Annotated in this window: 14 protein-coding genes; all 14 read left to right on the top strand. The window is 70.6% G+C overall.

The window, feature by feature from the left end; all coding sequences use genetic code 11:
• Positions 1 to 23 precede the first annotated feature (23 nt).
• The 14 genes from ACFP3H_RS15555 (at position 24) to ACFP3H_RS15490 (ending at position 17,536) form a co-directional block, all read left to right on the top strand.
• Positions 24 to 1,313 carry an adenylosuccinate synthetase gene (locus ACFP3H_RS15555; RefSeq protein WP_378606089.1) on the top strand — a complete coding sequence of 430 codons (1,290 nt, stop codon included), beginning with the start codon at positions 24 to 26 and terminating at the stop codon, positions 1,311 to 1,313.
• Between the two features lie 61 nt (positions 1,314 to 1,374).
• Positions 1,375 to 2,001: an NUDIX domain-containing protein gene (locus tag ACFP3H_RS15550; protein WP_378606086.1), complete on the top strand. Its 627-nt coding sequence runs from the start codon at positions 1,375 to 1,377 to the stop codon at positions 1,999 to 2,001.
• Positions 2,002 to 2,208: 207 nt separating this feature from the next.
• Complete coding sequence (locus ACFP3H_RS15545; protein ID WP_378606083.1) at positions 2,209 to 4,587, top strand: RelA/SpoT family protein; 2,379 nt, start codon at positions 2,209 to 2,211, stop codon at positions 4,585 to 4,587.
• A 1,001-nt stretch (positions 4,588 to 5,588) separates the two neighbouring features.
• Positions 5,589 to 6,944, top strand: a complete 1,356-nt coding sequence (locus ACFP3H_RS15540) for a DUF8176 domain-containing protein (RefSeq protein ID WP_378606080.1) — start codon at positions 5,589 to 5,591, stop codon at positions 6,942 to 6,944.
• Between the two features lie 9 nt (positions 6,945 to 6,953).
• Complete coding sequence (locus ACFP3H_RS15535) at positions 6,954 to 7,799, top strand: MinD/ParA family ATP-binding protein (protein WP_378606078.1); 846 nt, start codon at positions 6,954 to 6,956, stop codon at positions 7,797 to 7,799.
• Complete coding sequence (locus ACFP3H_RS15530; RefSeq protein ID WP_378606076.1) at positions 7,796 to 8,437, top strand: hypothetical protein; 642 nt, start codon at positions 7,796 to 7,798, stop codon at positions 8,435 to 8,437. Before ACFP3H_RS15535 ends, ACFP3H_RS15530 begins: the two co-directional genes overlap by 4 nt.
• 94 nt (positions 8,438 to 8,531) lie before the next feature.
• Positions 8,532 to 8,825 (top strand): hypothetical protein, encoded by a 294-nt coding sequence (locus ACFP3H_RS15525; RefSeq protein WP_056815437.1) that lies wholly within the window; start codon positions 8,532 to 8,534, stop codon positions 8,823 to 8,825.
• Positions 8,825 to 9,079: a hypothetical protein gene (locus tag ACFP3H_RS15520; RefSeq protein WP_378606073.1), complete on the top strand. Its 255-nt coding sequence runs from the start codon at positions 8,825 to 8,827 to the stop codon at positions 9,077 to 9,079. The genes ACFP3H_RS15525 and ACFP3H_RS15520 overlap by 1 nt, the downstream gene beginning before the upstream one ends.
• A 136-nt stretch (positions 9,080 to 9,215) precedes the next feature.
• Positions 9,216 to 10,031: a DUF8175 domain-containg protein gene (locus ACFP3H_RS15515; protein WP_378606070.1), complete on the top strand. Its 816-nt coding sequence runs from the start codon at positions 9,216 to 9,218 to the stop codon at positions 10,029 to 10,031.
• Between the two features lie 59 nt (positions 10,032 to 10,090).
• On the top strand, positions 10,091 to 11,521 hold the full coding sequence (locus tag ACFP3H_RS15510; RefSeq protein ID WP_378606067.1) for a hypothetical protein: 1,431 nt from the start codon (positions 10,091 to 10,093) through the stop codon (positions 11,519 to 11,521).
• Positions 11,518 to 13,014, top strand: a complete 1,497-nt coding sequence (locus ACFP3H_RS15505) for an SCO6880 family protein (RefSeq protein ID WP_378606064.1) — start codon at positions 11,518 to 11,520, stop codon at positions 13,012 to 13,014. The genes ACFP3H_RS15510 and ACFP3H_RS15505 overlap by 4 nt, the downstream gene beginning before the upstream one ends.
• Positions 13,015 to 13,021: 7 nt before the next feature.
• The gene (locus ACFP3H_RS15500) at positions 13,022 to 15,520 is read left to right on the top strand and encodes a hypothetical protein (protein ID WP_378606061.1); all 2,499 of its coding nucleotides are present in this window, start codon (positions 13,022 to 13,024) and stop codon (positions 15,518 to 15,520) included.
• On the top strand, positions 15,517 to 15,825 hold the full coding sequence (locus ACFP3H_RS15495; RefSeq protein WP_378606059.1) for a transposase: 309 nt from the start codon (positions 15,517 to 15,519) through the stop codon (positions 15,823 to 15,825). Before ACFP3H_RS15500 ends, ACFP3H_RS15495 begins: the two co-directional genes overlap by 4 nt.
• Before the next feature lie 55 nt (positions 15,826 to 15,880).
• Positions 15,881 to 17,536, top strand: a complete 1,656-nt coding sequence (locus ACFP3H_RS15490; RefSeq protein ID WP_378606057.1) for a peptidoglycan DD-metalloendopeptidase family protein — start codon at positions 15,881 to 15,883, stop codon at positions 17,534 to 17,536.
• The last annotated feature ends 40 nt before the right edge of the window (positions 17,537 to 17,576 follow it).

Below are 17,576 nucleotides of genomic sequence, written 5' to 3'. Positions count from 1 at the left end.
GCGAAACAGGAAGGGGTGCGGTGATGTTCGGCGCGGATCATCTCGTCGTCGTCGATCTGGGCTTCGGTGACGCGGGCAAGGGCGCGACAGTCGACTGGTTGTGCTCGCCCGAGGCCGATCTCGGGGTGGCGGCGGTCGTGCGGTTCAACGGCGGTGCGCAGGCCGCGCACAATGTCGTGGTCGACGGTCGCCACCATACCTTCGCCCAGTTCGGGTCCGGGACCTTCGCCGGGGTTCCGACGCTGCTGTCGCGGCACATGCTGGTCGAGCCGATCGCGCTCGCGGCCGAATCCGAGCAGCTGGCGGCGCTGGGCGTCCGCGATCCGCTCGGCCTGCTCGCCGTCGACGGACGCGCCCCGCTGACCACGCCGATCCACATCGCGGCCAACCGTGCGCGCGAGGACGCGAGGGGTTCCTCGCGGCACGGTTCGTGCGGACGCGGCATCGGCGAAACGGCCTGGTACGCACTCGAACACGACGCGCCCACCGTCGCCGACTGTCGGGACCCGGCGGTGCTGCGGGCCAAGCTGGATCGGCTGGCGTCGCACTACGAGACGCTGATCGGACCCAGCGCGCACGGGTACGAAGCGGTCGAGGACCTGGTGGCGATGTACCGCGATTTCGCGCGGGCCGTCCGCATCGTCGACGCCGACGAACTCGCGCGCTCGGCGGGGCGCGGGCGGCTGGTGTTCGAGGGGGCGCAGGGGGTGCTGCTCGACGAGTGGCGGGGGCTGCACCCGCACACCACCTGGTCCACGGTCGAACCGCGCAACGCGCGCGCCATGATCCGCGAGATCGGCGGCACCGCCACGGTGCTCGGCGTCACCCGCACCTACATGACCCGCCACGGCGCGGGACCGCTGCCGACGGAAGCGCCCCTCGGCATTCCGGAACCGCACAACGGCACCGGGCACTATCAGGGCGAATTCCGGCAGGGGCATCTCGATCCGATCCTGCTGCGCTACGCCGTGGCGGTGTGCGGAGGTGTCGACGGGTTGGTCGTCAACCATCTCGACGTACCCGGAAGGCTGTATGCGGCAGCGGAATACGACACGGCCGCCGGTAAGGTGACCGAGCTGGTTCCCGGAACCTGGCGCGATCTCGAGCACCAGACTCGACTCACCGAGCAACTCTTCACCGCGACACCGGTGCTCGCGCCGATCGGCGACGACCCGGCCGCGTGGTTGGCCGAACGGCTGCGGGTGCCGGTGGTGCTGACCGGGCACGGACCGGACCGGCGGGACCGCGTCGACCGGCGGGGCCGATCCCACGATCGGATCGCACAGGGAAGAATCGTGGCGCAGGTGCCGTGAACCGCGGCATCGACGAGGCGACGGGCTCACGCCAGAGCCGCGCGAGGCAGGAGGGAGTGTCGTGGAGCAATCCGTGGTGTCGATCGATGTGGTGACCCTGCGCTGCTGGGACACCGACGGCGGCGTCCGCGTCGGCATCGCCCCCCGCGAATTCGAACCGTTCACCGGCGAACTAGCCCTGCCGGGCGTGCTGCTCGGCCGCGGTGAACGCCTCGCCGAGGCCGCCCGCCGCGCCGTGCACACCAAACTCGGCGTGCCGACCGAGGCCATCGGCGCGGTCGGCCAGCTCGTCACCTTCGACGAACCCCACCGCGACCCGCGCGGCCCGACCCTGGCCATCGCCATGTGGGCGGTCGTCGCCGAACACGAGGGCCCCGCCGACTGGGTCGACTTCGACGAGGTCCCCCCGCTGGCCTTCGACCACAACCTCATCGTCGACACCAGCCGCGCCCTGCTGGCCGGCCTGCTCTGGAAGGACCCCACTCTCACCCGCGCCCTCGCGGGCACCGAGTTCCCCGCCACCCGCGCCGTCGACCTGAGCACCTCCCTGCACGGCACCCGCCCCGACCCCGCCAACCTCAACCGCACCCTGGCCGCCATCCCCGGCCTCGAGCGGACCGGTGAGCGGCGCCGGGTCAAGGCGACCGGGCGCCCGGCGGTCGTGTGGGCCTTCGCCGACGAGACCTGACGCGCGCGGGCGATGTGACCGGGGATTCGGGCGGAAACGGCGCCCGTTCTACGGCGAAAGAGTGCCGCGGCGTGGTCGAGGCACTACCGTCGCAGGCCTGTGACCCCGGTGACTCGAACACCAGGTCGGTGCGGGGACTAAAGTTAGGGACCTGGGCGGTTGCCGCGGTCGACCGAGAGGCCCGACTGCGGCGTGAGAGGTGGTGGCATGACTCGGAACTTGGGCGAGGCGAAGGTTGGGCAGGAATCCGCCGGCGCCACGCCGAGCGACGGTGCCCAGGTGAACCCGGAACCGACCAAGCCCGCCAAGGCCTCACCCACCGCGTCGGTGCCGAGTTCGGCGTCGCGGCGGGTCCGTGCGCGGCTGGCCCGGCGGATGACCGGTCAGCGCGGGATCGCGGCGGTCAAGCCCGTCCTCGAACCCCTGGCCACGGTCCACCGCGAGCTGTACCCGAAGGCCAACCTGGCGCTGCTCCAGCGGGCCTTCGACGTGGCCGACGAACGCCACGCCAAGCAGTTCCGCAAGTCCGGTGACCCCTACATCACCCACCCCCTCGCGGTGGCCAACATCCTCGCCGAACTCGGCATGGACACCACCACCCTGGTCGCGGCCCTGCTGCACGACACGGTCGAGGACACCGGCTACTCGCTGCAACAGCTAGAGGCCGAGTTCGGGGTCGAGGTCGCCCACCTCGTCGACGGCGTCACCAAGCTCGACAAGGTCAACCTGGGCGCGGCCGCCGAGGCCGAGACCATCCGCAAGATGATCATCGCCATGGCGCGCGATCCCCGCGTGCTGGTGATCAAGGTCGCCGACCGCCTGCACAACATGCGCACCATGCGGTTCCTGCCGCCGGAGAAGCAGGCCAAGAAGGCCAAGGAGACCCTCGAGGTGATCGCGCCGCTGGCGCACCGCCTCGGCATGGCCACGGTCAAATGGGAGCTCGAGGACCTCGCCTTCGCGATCCTGCACCCCAAGAAGTACGACGAGATCGTGCGCCTGGTCGCCGACCGCGCTCCCTCGCGCGACACCTACCTGGCGAAGGTGCGCGCCGAGATCACCAACACCCTGGCCGCCTCGCGGATCAACGCGGTGGTCGAGGGCAGGCCCAAGCACTACTGGTCGATCTACCAGAAGATGATCGTCAAGGGCAAGGACTTCGACGACATCCACGACCTGGTCGGCATGCGCATCCTCTGCGAGGAGGTGCGCGACTGCTACGCGGCCGTGGGCGTGGTGCACTCGCTGTGGCAGCCGATGGCGGGCCGGTTCAAGGACTACATCGCCCAACCCCGCTACGGGGTCTACCAGTCGCTGCACACCACCGTCGTCGGGCCCGACGGCAAGCCCCTCGAGGTGCAGATCCGCACCCAGGACATGCACCGCACCGCCGAGTTCGGCATCGCCGCGCACTGGCGCTACAAGGAGACCAAGGGCAAGCACTCCGGTGACGCCGCCGAGGTCGACGACATGGCGTGGATGCGGCAGCTGCTCGACTGGCAGCGCGAAGCCGCCGACCCGGCGGAGTTCCTGGAATCGCTGCGCTTCGACCTGAAGTCGCCGGAGATCTTCGTGTTCACGCCCAAGGGCGATGTGATCACGCTGCCGCAGAAATCCACCCCGGTCGACTTCGCCTACGCGGTGCACACCGAGGTCGGGCACAAGTGCATCGGGGCCAGGGTCAACGGTCGCCTGGTCGCGCTGGAACGCCAGCTCGAGAACGGCGAGGTCGTGGAGGTATTCACCTCCAAGGCCCAGAACGCCGGCCCCAGTCGCGACTGGCAGAAGTTCGTGGTGTCCCCGCGCGCCAAGGCCAAGATCCGCCAGTGGTTCGCCAAGGAACGCCGCGAGGAAGCCCTCGAGAGCGGCAAGGAGCAGATCTCCAAGGAGGTCAAGCGGGTCGGGCTGCCGCTGCAACGGTTGATGAGCGTCGAGGCGATGACCGCCGTCGCGCACGAACTGCACTACAGCGACATCACCACGCTCTACACCGCCGTCGGCGAACACCAGGTCTCGGCGCACCACGTGGTGCAGCGGCTCATGGCCCAGCTCGGCGGGATCGGCGACGTCGAGAACGAGCTGGCCGAACGGTCCACCCCGTCGACCACGCCGGCCCGACAGCGCGTCACCGGCGACGCGGGCGTGCTCATCCCCGGCGCCCCCGGCACGGTCGCGAAGCTGGCCAAGTGCTGCACCCCGGTGCCCGGCGACGAGATCATGGGCTTCGTGACCCGCGGCGGCGCGGTGAGCGTGCACCGCACCGACTGCACGAACGCTGGGTCGTTGCAGGAACAGTCCGAACGGATCATCGAGGTCGAGTGGGCACCCTCGCCGTCCTCGGTGTTCCTGGTCGCCATCCAGATCGAGGCACTGGACCGCACCCGCCTGCTCTCCGACGTCACCAAGGTGCTCGCCGACGAGAAGGTCAATATCCTGTCCGCCTCGGTGGCCACCCACGGCGACCGGGTCGCGATCAGCAAGTTCACCTTCGAGATGGGCGACCCCAAGCACCTGGGCCACCTGCTCAACGTGGTGCGCAACGTCGAAGGCGTGTACGACGTGTACCGGGTCACCTCCGCCGCCTGACCCACACTCGGCCCGGGGCCGCTCGCCTTGCGCGAGTGCCCCGGGCCGACGTATGTTCGCGGGGTCGCCGAAAGTTTGCCGCGCGCAGCGGATTTGCCGGTGGCAGTGAAAGGGCCGACAAGGGCAGCGGTTGGGATAGCCGGAATCTGTTACGGTTTAGTGCGTTTCAACGCTCCACTGGTCAGCGGAAACGGACTGTGATGCGGAACGATACTGCTCGGTGCACGACACGGCTCACGGTGGCGCCTCGCGCGTTCACCGTCGCTGCACCCTCGCCTGTGGCAGGGGTACCCGGCGCGCCAGACGCTACACCCCCCGCGCCGTCGGCGCACGTACCGATCTCGGCGTGTCCGGTACTGTCCGCGTGCGGAACTCGGGGAACCGGCGAATCCGCGCCCGGCGCACCCGGCTTCGGTACACTGGGCGTTTGTGTCCAAAGTCCTTGTGCCGCACCAGATTTCGTGTTCGGTGCGCCGACTGTCCGAACTGTCGTCGGACTCATGAGCCGGTCGAAACCGACCGAACTCGTGTCATCCACGCGACCGGTCGGCGCGGTGCGCACGACCGTCATCGACGAGGTCGAACTCCTCGGTGTCGGCGCGTGGGTACGCTACGGGTACACCGCGCAGCGTGATCCCCACTCCCGCAGGGGAGTCGGCGCCGACGCGGCGAGTCCGGCCCGGTACGTGGGGGCGCGGTTCGCCCCGGCGGGCCGTGACGCGGCGCGGGTGACGGAAGACGGCAACGGCGCCGTTGATGGGTCCGATTCGCGTGGTTCGGGAATATTCACGAGCCCGACCGGCGCGTCTACGACACCCGGACCCTCGGGTGGGGGACAATTTCCGTTCGGGACAGGAGCCGATGGCGCCTCATCCGGCGGCGCGACGACTCCGCCTGCCGCGACACCCGAACCACCGCACCCACCACCCGTCCGTTCTCTGTGAACTGATCACCGAGAGGTTTTCGATGCGTACTGTGCCCGGCGCCGTGGAAAGGGGGGAATGTTGAAGTCGTACAACGAATTGTCGCGCTGGTACTCGGCGCTGGAGCCCGAGACCACCGACGTCCCCGCGCGCCGCGACACCGCCGAGCAGGGTGCGAGCGACGAGGAACCCTCCACAGCGCACACCGCGTCAGACGACTCGTCGCAGTCCCCGCCGGACACGGCAACCGATCCCGCGAGCGAGGCATTCGCGGTATCCGGGCACGGTGACGGTGAGGTAGTCGCATCGACCGCGCAGGTGGTCGAGCCGTCCGGGTCGCACGGCGGGCAGACCGAGACGGTGATCCCGTGGGCGGACCGAGAAGTCGCCGAGCGCGCGGGTGAGCCCACCGCACCGGAGGAGAAGGTCGACCCGTTCAGCCTCGCCCTCGACTACGAGCCGATCCCCACCACCGACCCGCGCGGCCGAGGCATCGAACTCCCCGCAGTCGGGCAGGAACTCACGGCTGAACGCCCGGACGCGGTCCCCACCGAATACGACAAGCGGCCGTCGCCCATCGAGCCCGAACCGGCCTTCGCCCACCCCACCGACGGCAAGCGCCCGTCGTCCGTCGAGCCCGAACCGGACGTCGCGCACTCGACCGACAGCAAGCGCCCGTCGCCCATCGAGCCCGAACCTCCCCTCGCACCTCCGGCAGAACTGGCCGCACGTCGGCGCAGTGACTACACCGGTGGGTGGTCGGACTGGGTCGCGGAGCCGGCGCCGGGTCCCGATGACGACTACGACGCCGAGCTCGTCCAATTCCCTTGGCCCGAGGCCGTCGACGACGACTACGACGACGCGCACGTGCTGGCCCCCTCCGGGAGTCTGCGTCCCGCCCGGACCGGGCAGCGGGTGTGGGTGGTGCTCGGGGTCGCGGTGCTGGTGCTCGCGCTCGTCGCCACCGGGGTGCTGTTCCTGCTGTTCGGGCGCGGCGGTGACACCGTCGAGCCCGACGACGCCGCACTGCGTTTCGCGGTCGGCAACGTCATGGCCGACACCACCGGCGCGTGCCCCACCGAGCGCACCGCCACCGTGGTGCGCAGCGCCGAACCCGGCGGCACCCAGTCCGGGCCCGACGCCGTGCTCGCCTTCCAACACGCCTACTACGTGACCCGATCGGGGGAGCTGGCGCGCGCCGTGGTCGCTCCCGACGCCACCGTCTCGCCGGCCGCCGTGATCCAGCGCGGTATCGACTCCATCCCGGTGGGGACCACCCACTGCGTGCGGATCACCACGGTCGCCCCGGGGCGGTTCACCGTGGAGGTCACCGAGTTCCGGCCCGCGGGCGCACCGGCCACCTACACCAAGCAATCGGTGCGGACCGCGCTGGTCGGCGATCGCACGCTCATCACGGGCATCGCGGCAGGGTAAGGAGAGGCGATGACAGACGACTGGAGCCGGTGGCTCGACGAGGCACCCGACGGGGACGACCCGACCCGAGATCCGGCCCCCGTGGTGCGGTTACGGCGCCGCGACACCACCCGCGGCGACGGCACCCGCAGGCCGATCCTGGTGGTCGGCGGCTGCGGCGGCGCGGGCACCACGACGACCGCGCTCGGCCTCGCCGCGGAACTGGCCGCCCTCGGCGCGACCACGGTGGCGGTCGACGCGACCGCCGCGGGCAGCGATATCGCCTTGCGCGGGGCCGACAAACACCTGCACCCGGTGAACCTGCAGTCGTGGGTCTACGGCCGCGGCGACGACGAACCGGCACCGCTGGAAGAGTGCCTGTCGCGCTCCACCTCCGGCTTCGGCCTGCTCTGGCGCGACGCGACCCCGCTGCGTCGGCGCGCGACATATCTCACTGTCGCGCGTGCGCTCGACACCGGCGGGTACACCGCGGTATACGACGGCGGCAATCCGATTGCCGGACGGCAACTGCGGCCGCTGCTCGACGACTCCGACATCGCGCTGGTACTCACCATTCCCGCGCGCGTCGACGCCGCCAACCGGCTGCGGGTGACCCTGGAATGGCTCGACGACCACTACGGTGACGACGGCGCGGGCGTGGTGGCCGATACCACCATCGTTGTCTCGCACCAGTATTCGCACGACGACTCGCGCGTAGCCGAGCATTTGCGCGAACACCTGTCCGGGTGGGTGCGCGAGGTCGTCGAGATTCCCTACGATCCGCATCTGGCGCGCGGGGAACTCGTGCGCCACGCCGAGCTGGCGCAGACCACGCGGTCGGCATATGGGAGCTTGCTCGCGGGGGTGGCATCATGACGGCAGCTATGAATCTTCGTCGTCGTCGAGAACCGGACGCCCCCGCCGGTGTAGTCGCGCCGCCCGAATCGCTGCGCGCCAAGATCTGGGAGCGACCCGTGCCGGGGGTGGGCCGGGCGCCGCTGGTGTGGCTGCTCGGCGCGCACGGCGGCTCGGGCACCACCACCCTGGCCCATGTGCTCGCCCCCGCCGCGGACGCGCGCGGGCGCTGGCCGGGGGTGTTCGATCGCGAATCCCCCTATGTCGTGCTGGTGGCCAGGGAGACCATCTCCGGGCTCACCCGCGCCCACGACCTGCTGCGCCAGCACCACGCCGGGCTCGCCGGTCCGTCGCTGGTGCTGGGCCTGATCACGGTCGCGGCGCGACCGGGTCGGATGGCGCCGGAGATCCGGCGCTACCGCGAGGTGGTCGGCTCACTGGCCGGGCACATGTGGCAGGTGCCGTGGTTCGAGGAATGGACCCTGGTGGAGTCCGACGTGCTGCCGGTGTGGTCGCCGGGCGACGAGGCGGCGGCGCGCAAACGCCGCCCCGACCCGCTCGACGAAGTACCGGTCGAGATCGGCGATCTGGGCACCGATGTGGTGGCCGCGATCAGGGCGAGCCTCGGCCCGCCCGCGTCCGCACAGGATCGACCATGAACACCGAGCGTATCCACGGTCGGTGGTGTACAAACGTGTGTCGGCGTCGAAGTGTTTGTGGCACAACACCTTTACTGTGGGAGAAAGGCACCCGATGAGCATGCTCCTCCTCGCCGTGCAGGACACGTACGGCACCGTGCTGGCCCAGGTCGGTAATCCGACTCCGGAAGCTCCCCCCGGCTCGGAGAAGATCCTGCAGCTGGTGCGATACCTCACCTGGTTCGTGCTGCTGTCGGGCATCTGCGGCATCACCTACGCGGGCGGCAAGTTCGCGTGGGAGCGCTGGACCGGCGGCGGGCTGGAATCGCCGAAGATGGTGGCGGGCGCCATGATCGGCGGCGTCGTCGCCACCAGCGCCGGCACGATCATGAGCGCGGTCATCGGTTAGTGATCACCGTGCTCGCCTACAAACAGATCCCGGCCGATGTGCTCGCGCCGCTGATGCAGTTGCTCAACTGGTTGCTGTGGTTCGTGCTGCTGTCGTGCCTGGCCTGGATGATCCTCTCGGCGGGTCGGCTGTGGATCGCGTTCCGCAGCGACCTCGCGGTCAACGACGCCTCACACGGTGTGCTGATGAGCCTGATCGGCGCCTCGGTGGCCAGTACCGCGTCGGCGACCGCGTTGGCCTTCCTGCCGGCATGAACTCCGCACGGCCCCACCCCCTCCGGTTATCGGTGACACCGGATGGTCGGTGGGCGGTGCGGTCCGCGTCGAGATTGTTGGGTTACAAAATTAACGAATATCGTCGGCACGACATCGTGATATCGGAGGCACCGCAGTGAGCGAGAAGGAGCCGGGCACGCGCGACCGCGCTACCTTCGGCATGATCGCCTCCGGTGCCCTGCTGGCCCTGATCCTGGTCGCGGGCGCGGTCGTGTACTTCAGCCGCGGCGGCGCCGACGAGATCGACAGTGGGCCACCGCCCGCCCAGGCCGCGGGCGGAACGGGTTTCGCCCAGCCCGAGGTCGATCTGCTCGGGCGCCGCGTGGACATCCCGAACAATCCGGCCGGACAACCGCTGGCCCAGGAACCGGGGACCCAGCGGCGCGCGAGCGACCCCGACTGGCTCACCGCCGCGCCCGCGGGCACGACGAAACCGCACGGCTGGCAGCGGGTCTACGGCGCGTCGGTGCCGTTCTCCACCTCCGACGGGCCATCGCGGATCGAGGACGGGCTGGCCGTCGGCTACGCGCGCACCCCCCAGGGCGCCGCGCTGGCCGCCGCCCAGATCACCTACCGGCTCAACGCGCGCCCGGCCGACCGCGACCTGTACGTGACCCAGTTGCGGGTCAGCACCGCGCAATTGGCCGCCTACGACTCGGCGCTGTCGGGGGACCGACTACCGAAGCAGCAGCCGGAGAAGGTCACGCGCTACTTCGTGGCCTCCGACGCGTTCAAGATCGACGACTACGCCGACGATCTGGCGATCGTGCGGCTGGCCTCCCGCGGCCCGGTCATCGATGGCAAGCAGCTCTATGCCGCCATGCGGATGATCGTGGTGTGGGACGACGGTGACTGGCGACTCAAGCCGTCGACAACAGCCAATACCCAGACCGAATACGTGGAATCGCTGGCGGGGTGGACGACATGGTGACGATCGAGGACAAGCACAGCCCGGATCGATTCCGCGCGGACCATCGAGGGGTGCCAACAATGCTGAGGCGGATCGTCACCATTCTCGCGGTGATGTTCACCGTGATGATCGCGACGCCGACGGTGGCCTACGGCCAGACCTACGGCTTCGACGAGGCATGCAACGAACTGCACGACACCCTCGACAGTGTCGCGATTCCCGGCGTCTCCCTCGGTGACGCGGCCTCGGCGGTCTGCAAGGCGGGCAACGCGGCGTCGCATCCCGGCCAGGCCGCCACCGCGGTCAAGGACAAGGCGTGGGAGTCCACCTTCGGCAAGGTGGTCGACTCGCTGATGAAGGGTCTCGGTGAGGCGCTGATCCTGGCCCTGACCTTCTGGATGAAGGTGCCCAACGAGGCGGTGAGCAACTCGGGCGAACTGTTCACCAAGATCAACGATTACACCTATCAGATACAGATCTTGTTGTTGATCGCCTCGGTGATCATCACCGGCGGGCGATTGGCCGAGGCCAGACGCGGCGCCGCGGTGAGCGAGGCGGCCGAGTCGTTCCGCCTGTTCGCCCGGGTGGTGTTCAGTTCGTGGATGTTGGGCGCGGTGGTCGTGGCGGGCACGCGCGCCTCGGACAAGTTCTCCGAGTGGATCATTCAGGACGCCACCGGCGGCAATGCCAAGAACATGGCCGAGCTGATGGTGAAAACCTCGAAACTGCAGGCGTTCTCGCCCGGTCTGGTGTTGATCATCGCGATCGTCGGCCTGCTCGGGGCGCTGGCCCAGATCGTGTTGGCGATCGTGCGCCAGGGTCTGCTGGTGGTCGCGGCGGGCGTGCTGCCGTTGGCCGCGGCGGCCTCGGCGACCGGGACCGGCAAGCAGTCGTATCAGAAGCTGGTCGGCTGGATCATCGCGTTCATGCTGTTCAAACCCGTGGCCGCGATCGTGTACATGATCGCGTTCACCACCGCGGGCCACGTCGACGAGACCACCGAGTCCGGCGGGCTGCCCAGCGGTGAGGACGCGCAGCGGATGCTGGTCGCGCTGGTGCTGCTGTGCAGCGTGGCGTTCGTGCTGCCGGCGCTGATGCGCCTGGTCGCGCCCGCGGTGGCCACGGTCGGTCAGGGTGGTTCGGGTCTGGTGGTGGCCGGTGGTGTCGGGCTCGGCGCGATGGCGCTGGGCGCGATCGGTACCAAGGCCGTGGCCTCGCGTCCGGTCGCCGCGCCCGGCTCGGCCGGATACTTCGCCGGTGGCGGTTCGGCGGCCGGTGGCAGTGGCGGCGGCGGTGGCGGCGGGCCGCGCCCGACCCCGCCGCCGCGAGGTGGTGGTGCGGCGCCCCCGGCGAGCAGCGCGAGTTCGGTACCGGCGGGCGCGCGCAATGTGGTCGCCGCGCGCACCGCGGCAGGCGGCGCCACCCGTTCGGATCAATCGATGGGCGATGTCGCCGGTGACCGCTGGTCCAACCGTTCACCCGACCTGGGCAGGAGCACGATTCCGCGATGACGACCTCACCGACGGACACCTACGAGCGCCGCTCGTACGGGCTGTGGCAGAAACCGCGCAGCGCGGGCCTTTTCGGGCTGCGCTGGGAAGAGACCGTGATCGGTTTCGTCGTGGTGATCACGGCACTGATCTGTGCGATGGTCGGTGGATTCAAGTGGGGCTTCATCGTCGGCGGGCTCGGCGTGCTGGTGATGCTGCCGCTGGTGTGGCGGACGGGGGGCCGTTCGGGCTATGAGACGGGACTGATGATGTTCAACTGGAGGCGCTCGCGCAACAACGGCGAGCACGTGTACCGCGGTGGCCGGTTCTCCCGGATCCCCGGCGGCGTCACGAAACTGCCCGGCCTGCTGGCGCCGTCGAAGCTCTACGAGGGCATCGACGCGGGCGGCTACCACTTCGGGATGATCCATCTGCCCGCGTTCGCGCAGTACACGGTGGTGTTGCGGGCCTGGCCGCAGGGCCACGAGGCCGTCGACCAGCCGGTGATCGACCGCTGGGTCGCGGCCTGGGGCACCTTCCTCGCCTCGGTCGGCCAGACCAGCGACATCGTGGCGGTGGTGCCGGTGATCGACACCGTGCCCGAGACCGGGAACCGGTTGCTCAACGAGGTTTCCACCATCACCCGGCCCGAGGCGCCGGAGCTGGCCCAGCAGGTGATGTACGAGCTGGCCACCGAATTGCCGCAGGAGCGGGTGCAATTGCTGCCCCGGGTGGCGATCACGTTCAAGGCCACCACCGCCGAACGACGCAAGAACCCGGCCGAGGAGGCCGTGGAGATCGGGCGCAGGCTGCCCGGGATCTGCGCGGCGCTGGCCGAGGCGGGGGTGCGCGCCCAGCCGATGTCGGCCGAGGAGGTCATCTCCTTCATCCGGCGCAGCTACGACCCGGCCTCGCAGGCCGATCTCGAGGTGGCCGCGGCCGATCCCGGTGGGCACGGGCTGGGTTGGGACGACGCGGGTCCGGTGTCCTACGACGAGAAGTGGGACCACCTGATCCACGACGGTGGGCGCTCGGTGACCTGGGAGATGGACGCCGCCCCCGAGGGCGCGGTGGACGAGCGGGTGCTGCAGCGACTGCTCGCGCCCAATCCCGAGGTGCCGCGCAAGCGCATCGCGATCGTCTACCGGCCGCACTCGGCCGCCGACGCCGCCGAGATCGTCGACGACGACTTCAAGAACGCGTTGGTCGCCCAGCAGAGTGAGCGCGGTGTGGTCTCGGCGGCGGCGACGCTGCGTGTGGGCGCCACCCAGCAGGCGCGCGAGGAACAGGCGCGCGGGCACGGCGTGACCCGCTTCGGCGCGCTGGTCACCATCACCGAACCGTTGCGCGGGGACCTGCCCCGCATCGAGGCGATCACCCGCGATCTGTCCACGCAGGCCCGGCTCAAGATCCGGCGCTGCTACCGCTACCAGTCCGCGGCGTTCGCGGCTTCGCTCGGATGCGGCGTGATCCTGCCCGAACACGCGACCATTCCGAAGGCATTGGCGGGGTGAGGCGACCATGGCACGCGACTACGAACCTCCGGTGCGCGACCGCGACGACATCGCGCTGCGCCCGGTCCACCGCCCGCCGCGCATCCGCGGCGAACGCGAGCCACGGCCCGCGGGGAGCGCGCCGCGCGTGAGCGAGGACGTGCTCGGCCTCGACGAGCGCACCGAACGCGACGCGCGCGAGAACGCGGCGCGGGACGCACGCACGGCCGAGGAGCACGCGGACGGTGAGCGTTCGCGCGAGGAGTTGCGCGCTGATCGGGGTCGACCGCCGGGTCCGCGCGGGCGGGTCCCCGCGGATCAGGGGCGGGCACCGCGCGGCGAGGAGCAGCGTCGGTCACGCGGTGACGAGGATCGTCGGGCGCGGGCGGACGAGGAGTCGCGCCGGGCTCGCGAGGATGACGGGCGGGGCTCGCGGGGCGCGGATCCGCGTCGGTCGCGGGCCGAACAGCGGCGGGTCGAGGAGGCGCGGCGACGGGCGGACGAGGCGTGGGCCGAGGAGGCGCGGGCGGCCGAGGTCGGGCCGGTTCGGCCTCGGCGCGAGGATCCTCGGCGTGCGGATTCGCGGCGGGGTGAGGTGCGCCGCGAGGAGGGACGTCAGCGTGGTGCGCCGCCCAAGCGTGGGGCCCGACAGCGGGGACTGCGTGCGCAGGACCACGGGCCTCGGCTCGAAGACGAACGGGGACAGGGTGATCCGCGTCGGCGGCAGCGCCCGGTCGAACCGAGACTGACCAAGAAGAAGCCGCGGCCGACCAAGGCGCTGCGACCCGACGAGGCCGCCGATCGGGCGATGGGCTCGGGGCGCTCGGCGAAATCGTCCAAGCCCGACCGGCGCGCGCAGTCGGGACCGCGTCTGCTCGACGACGCCACCCGCGCCCGCTACGAGATGATCGCGCGCGAGCAGTCGGGCCTGCGCGCGGCCTGGGCGACCTTCCGCATCCACACCGACGACCTGCGTCGCAACAACGCCCAGGCCCGCAACGAAGCCGTCGTCAAGGACGGATTCGACCGCACCACCGCCGAATTGACCGACCGCGGGTACTCGGGCGCGGGCGGCGGCAAGATGAACGTGGTGGGGCGTCCGGTCGAGTACCGGGCCACCACCGCCCAGGTCGCGGGCCTGTGGCCGTGGTCGGTCGGCGCGGGCGCGCCGCTGATCGGCACCCCGCTCGGCTCGCACCTGCACACCGGCGCCCCGGTCTGCTTCGACCCGATGAACTGGTTCATGCGCGGCAGTTTCATCACCGCGCCCAGCCTGTTCGTGCTGGGACTCAACGGTTTCGGCAAGTCCTCGCTGGTGCGTCGGATCGTGCTCGGCGGTATCGCCCAGGGCATCACCCCGCTGATCCTGGCCGACGTGAAACCCGACTACCGCAAGATGGTCGAACTCGTCGGCGGCCAGGTCATCGACCTGGGCTACGGGCACGGCAAACTCAACCCCCTCGCCGCAGGCGTGCTCGGCTCGGTCGTGCCGCTGCTCGAGGACAAGCCCGCCCTGCAACGCCAGGTGCTACAGGATCTGCGCGCCCGCCAGGTGACCTTGATCGCCGGCCTGGTGGAACTGGTGCGCGGCGCGCGCGTGGCCGACTTCGAGGAAACGCTCATCGCGACCGCGCTGCGAATCCTCTACCAGCCCGGCGGTTTCGCCCCCGACAAACCGCCGATCATGGAGAACCTCCTCGAGGTGATCGTCGGCGGCGGCGCCGAACTCATGCTCGACGCGGGCGCGGACAACCCCGACGAATACCAGAACGCCATCAAGGGCCTGCGGCGCTCGCTGCGCGCGCTCACCCAGGGCCCGTTCGGCGCGATCTTCAACGGCCAGACCACCGTGCCCATCGACACCAGCGCCGTCGCGGTGTGCATCGACGTGTCCCACATCCCCACCGGCGACAAGAAACTCAAGGCCGCGGTCATGCTGGCCTGCTGGGCCGACGGTTTCGCCTCCGTCGAGGCCGCGCACGTGCTGGCCGACGCCGATCTGGGCCCGCAACGCTACTTCCAGGTCGTGATGGACGAGCTGTGGCAGGTGCTCGGCCTCGGTGACTTCATGGTCGACCGGGTCGACGAACTGACCCGCCTGCAGCGCGGCCTGGCCACCGCGCTGATCATGATCAGCCACACCATCAAGGACCTGCAGGCGCTGGGTTCCGACGCCGCGATCGCCAAGGCCATCGGCTTCCTGGAACGCGCACGCGCCAAGATCTTCGGCGCGCTGCCCGCCGAGGAGATCAGCCGACTCGACTCCACCGTGCCGTTCACCTCCGCCGAACAGGAGATGGTGACCGGCTGGTCGGCGCCGCAAGCGCTCACCGGCGAGGCGCTCAAGCCCGGCCAGCAGCGGCCCTCACCGCCCGGCACCGGCAAGTTCCTGCTCAAGGTCGGCGAGGATCGTCGCCCCGGCATCCCCTTCCACATGGAGTTCACGGTGTCGGAGCGGGAGAGCGGAATCCACGACACGAATCAGCGGTTCAGCGAATTCGGAGACAACCCGAGGGGGCAGCGATGATGCCGCACCGGTCCTACCGCCGGGTCTCGCCCGAGGTCCGCAAGGCCGCCGTCGCCCAGGTCCGCGCGCTGACCGACACGATGCGCAGCGAATCGCAGGCGTGTCGGCTGGTCGCCGAGCAGATTGGCGTGCACGCCAACTCGGTGCGCAACTGGGTCCGCGCGACCCAGGACCCGAGCCTGGACCGGCTCGACGTCACCGCGCTGCGGCGCAAAGTGGCCCTGCTGCAACAACAGCTGGCCGCCGCCGCGGAGATGAACCGCACGCTCGCCGACACGCTCAACGAGTCCCGGCGCCGCACATGACCCCCGCCGCGTCCGGCGACGGTCGAGCCCGGCGCGGAACGCGGGGAGACCGGCGATGAACGTCCGCTCGCTCGTGCTGACGGTGATGGGGGCGGTGATCGGGCTGGTGGCACTGGTGCTGGTGATCGTGCTGCCCTCCTCCGACGAGTCCTGCGAGACCGGCGACGTGCTGGTCGGTTCCTCGGTGCCGACCCTGCCCGAACTCGGCGCCGACCATCGCGCCGACGCCACCGAATCCGTGGCGCCCTCGTCGAATCCGGCCGTCACCGGCACGCCGTCGCTGGCCGCCGGGGTCGGCCCGCTGCGGCGCACGCTGCCGCTCGAGGTCGGCACCTTCACCATCTCCGATGTGTTCGGTTCGCGCGGCGGCGACCACAAGGGCATCGACATGGCCGCCACCGACGGCACCACGATCTACTCGGTGTCCGACGGTCGGGTCGTGGCCGCCGGCGCCGCCTCGGGGTTCGGCAACTGGATCGTCGTCGATTCCGTCGACACCAACGGGCGCGCCTACTCCGCGGTGTACGGGCACATGTGGGACTCCGGCGTGAAAGTGCGCACGGGCCAGACCGTGACCGCCGGTCAGCCGATCGGGATGGTCGGTTCGGCGGGCGAATCCAGCGGCCCCCACCTGCATTTCGAGATCGTGCCCGGCGGCCGGTTCACCGGCGGCCGCCAGATCGACCCGATGCCGTGGCTCGACGGCGCGCCCACCCCGGATGTCGGTGGGGCGCGGGCCTTCTCGAGCGACCCGAACTGTGTGCGCGGCTTCGGCAGTGCGGGCGGGATGCTGGCCGACGGGAAAGTGCCCGCCGAGCTCGAGATCTGGTACCGCCGCGCCGGCACGGTGTGCCCGGAGATCTCCTCGTCGCTGCTGGCCGCGCAGGCCAAGCAGGAGTCCGGATTCCGGCGCGGGCTCACCTCGCCCGCGGGCGCGCAGGGCCTGGCCCAGTTCCTGCCGGGGACGGCGGTGAGCATCAATCCCGATGACGGCAAACCGTACGTCCTCGACGCCGACGGCAACGGCCAGGCGAGCGTGTGGGACGACGGCGACGCGATCATCGGCCAGGCCAGGTACATGTGCGCGATCGCCCACAAGATCGCGGGTTGGCTGGCCGCCGGGCGGGTTTCGGGCGACCTGGCCGCGCTCACCCTGGCCGGGTACAACGCCGGTGAGGGCGCGGTGCTGGCCTCGGGCGGCATGCCGAACCAGTACGCGGCGCACTTCTCCGAGACCCGGCCCTACGTCACCAACATCTTGTCGATGGAACCGCAGTACCGGGCGCCCGGCGCGCAGGGCCGGTTCACCCCGGGCGAGGGCAGCGACGGCGAACAGATCGTCGAAGCCGCCCACGACTGGCTCGGCACCCCGTACGTGTGGGGCGGCGGCGGACCGCAGGGGCCGAGCGGCGGCGGTTTCGACGGGCCGGGGCTGACCTCGGCGGCGGTGTTCGCGGCGTCCTCGGGCGCGGTGAGTCTGCCGCGCACCGCCGAACAGCAGTGGGAGGCCGGTCGGGAGGTCCCGATCGCGAGGGTGGCCGCCGGCGATCTGGTGTTCAGCGGCTTCGGGCCGAAGGGACCCACCCAGGTCGGCATCTACGCGGGCAACGGACAGGTGATCACCGCACTGGCGCCGACGAGCACCCGCGGCGGCAGCGGGGTCGCCGAGACTCCCATGCCCGGCGACGCACGGGCGAGGAGGGTGTTGTGAGCGCGCGAGCAGCGATAACCTGGTGGGACAGAACACGAAT

This window comes from Nocardia lasii, from assembly GCF_042658545.1.
Taxonomy (GTDB): Bacteria; Actinomycetota; Actinomycetes; order Mycobacteriales; family Mycobacteriaceae; genus Nocardia; species Nocardia lasii.
This window is presented reverse-complemented; position numbering and strand designations above follow the sequence as displayed.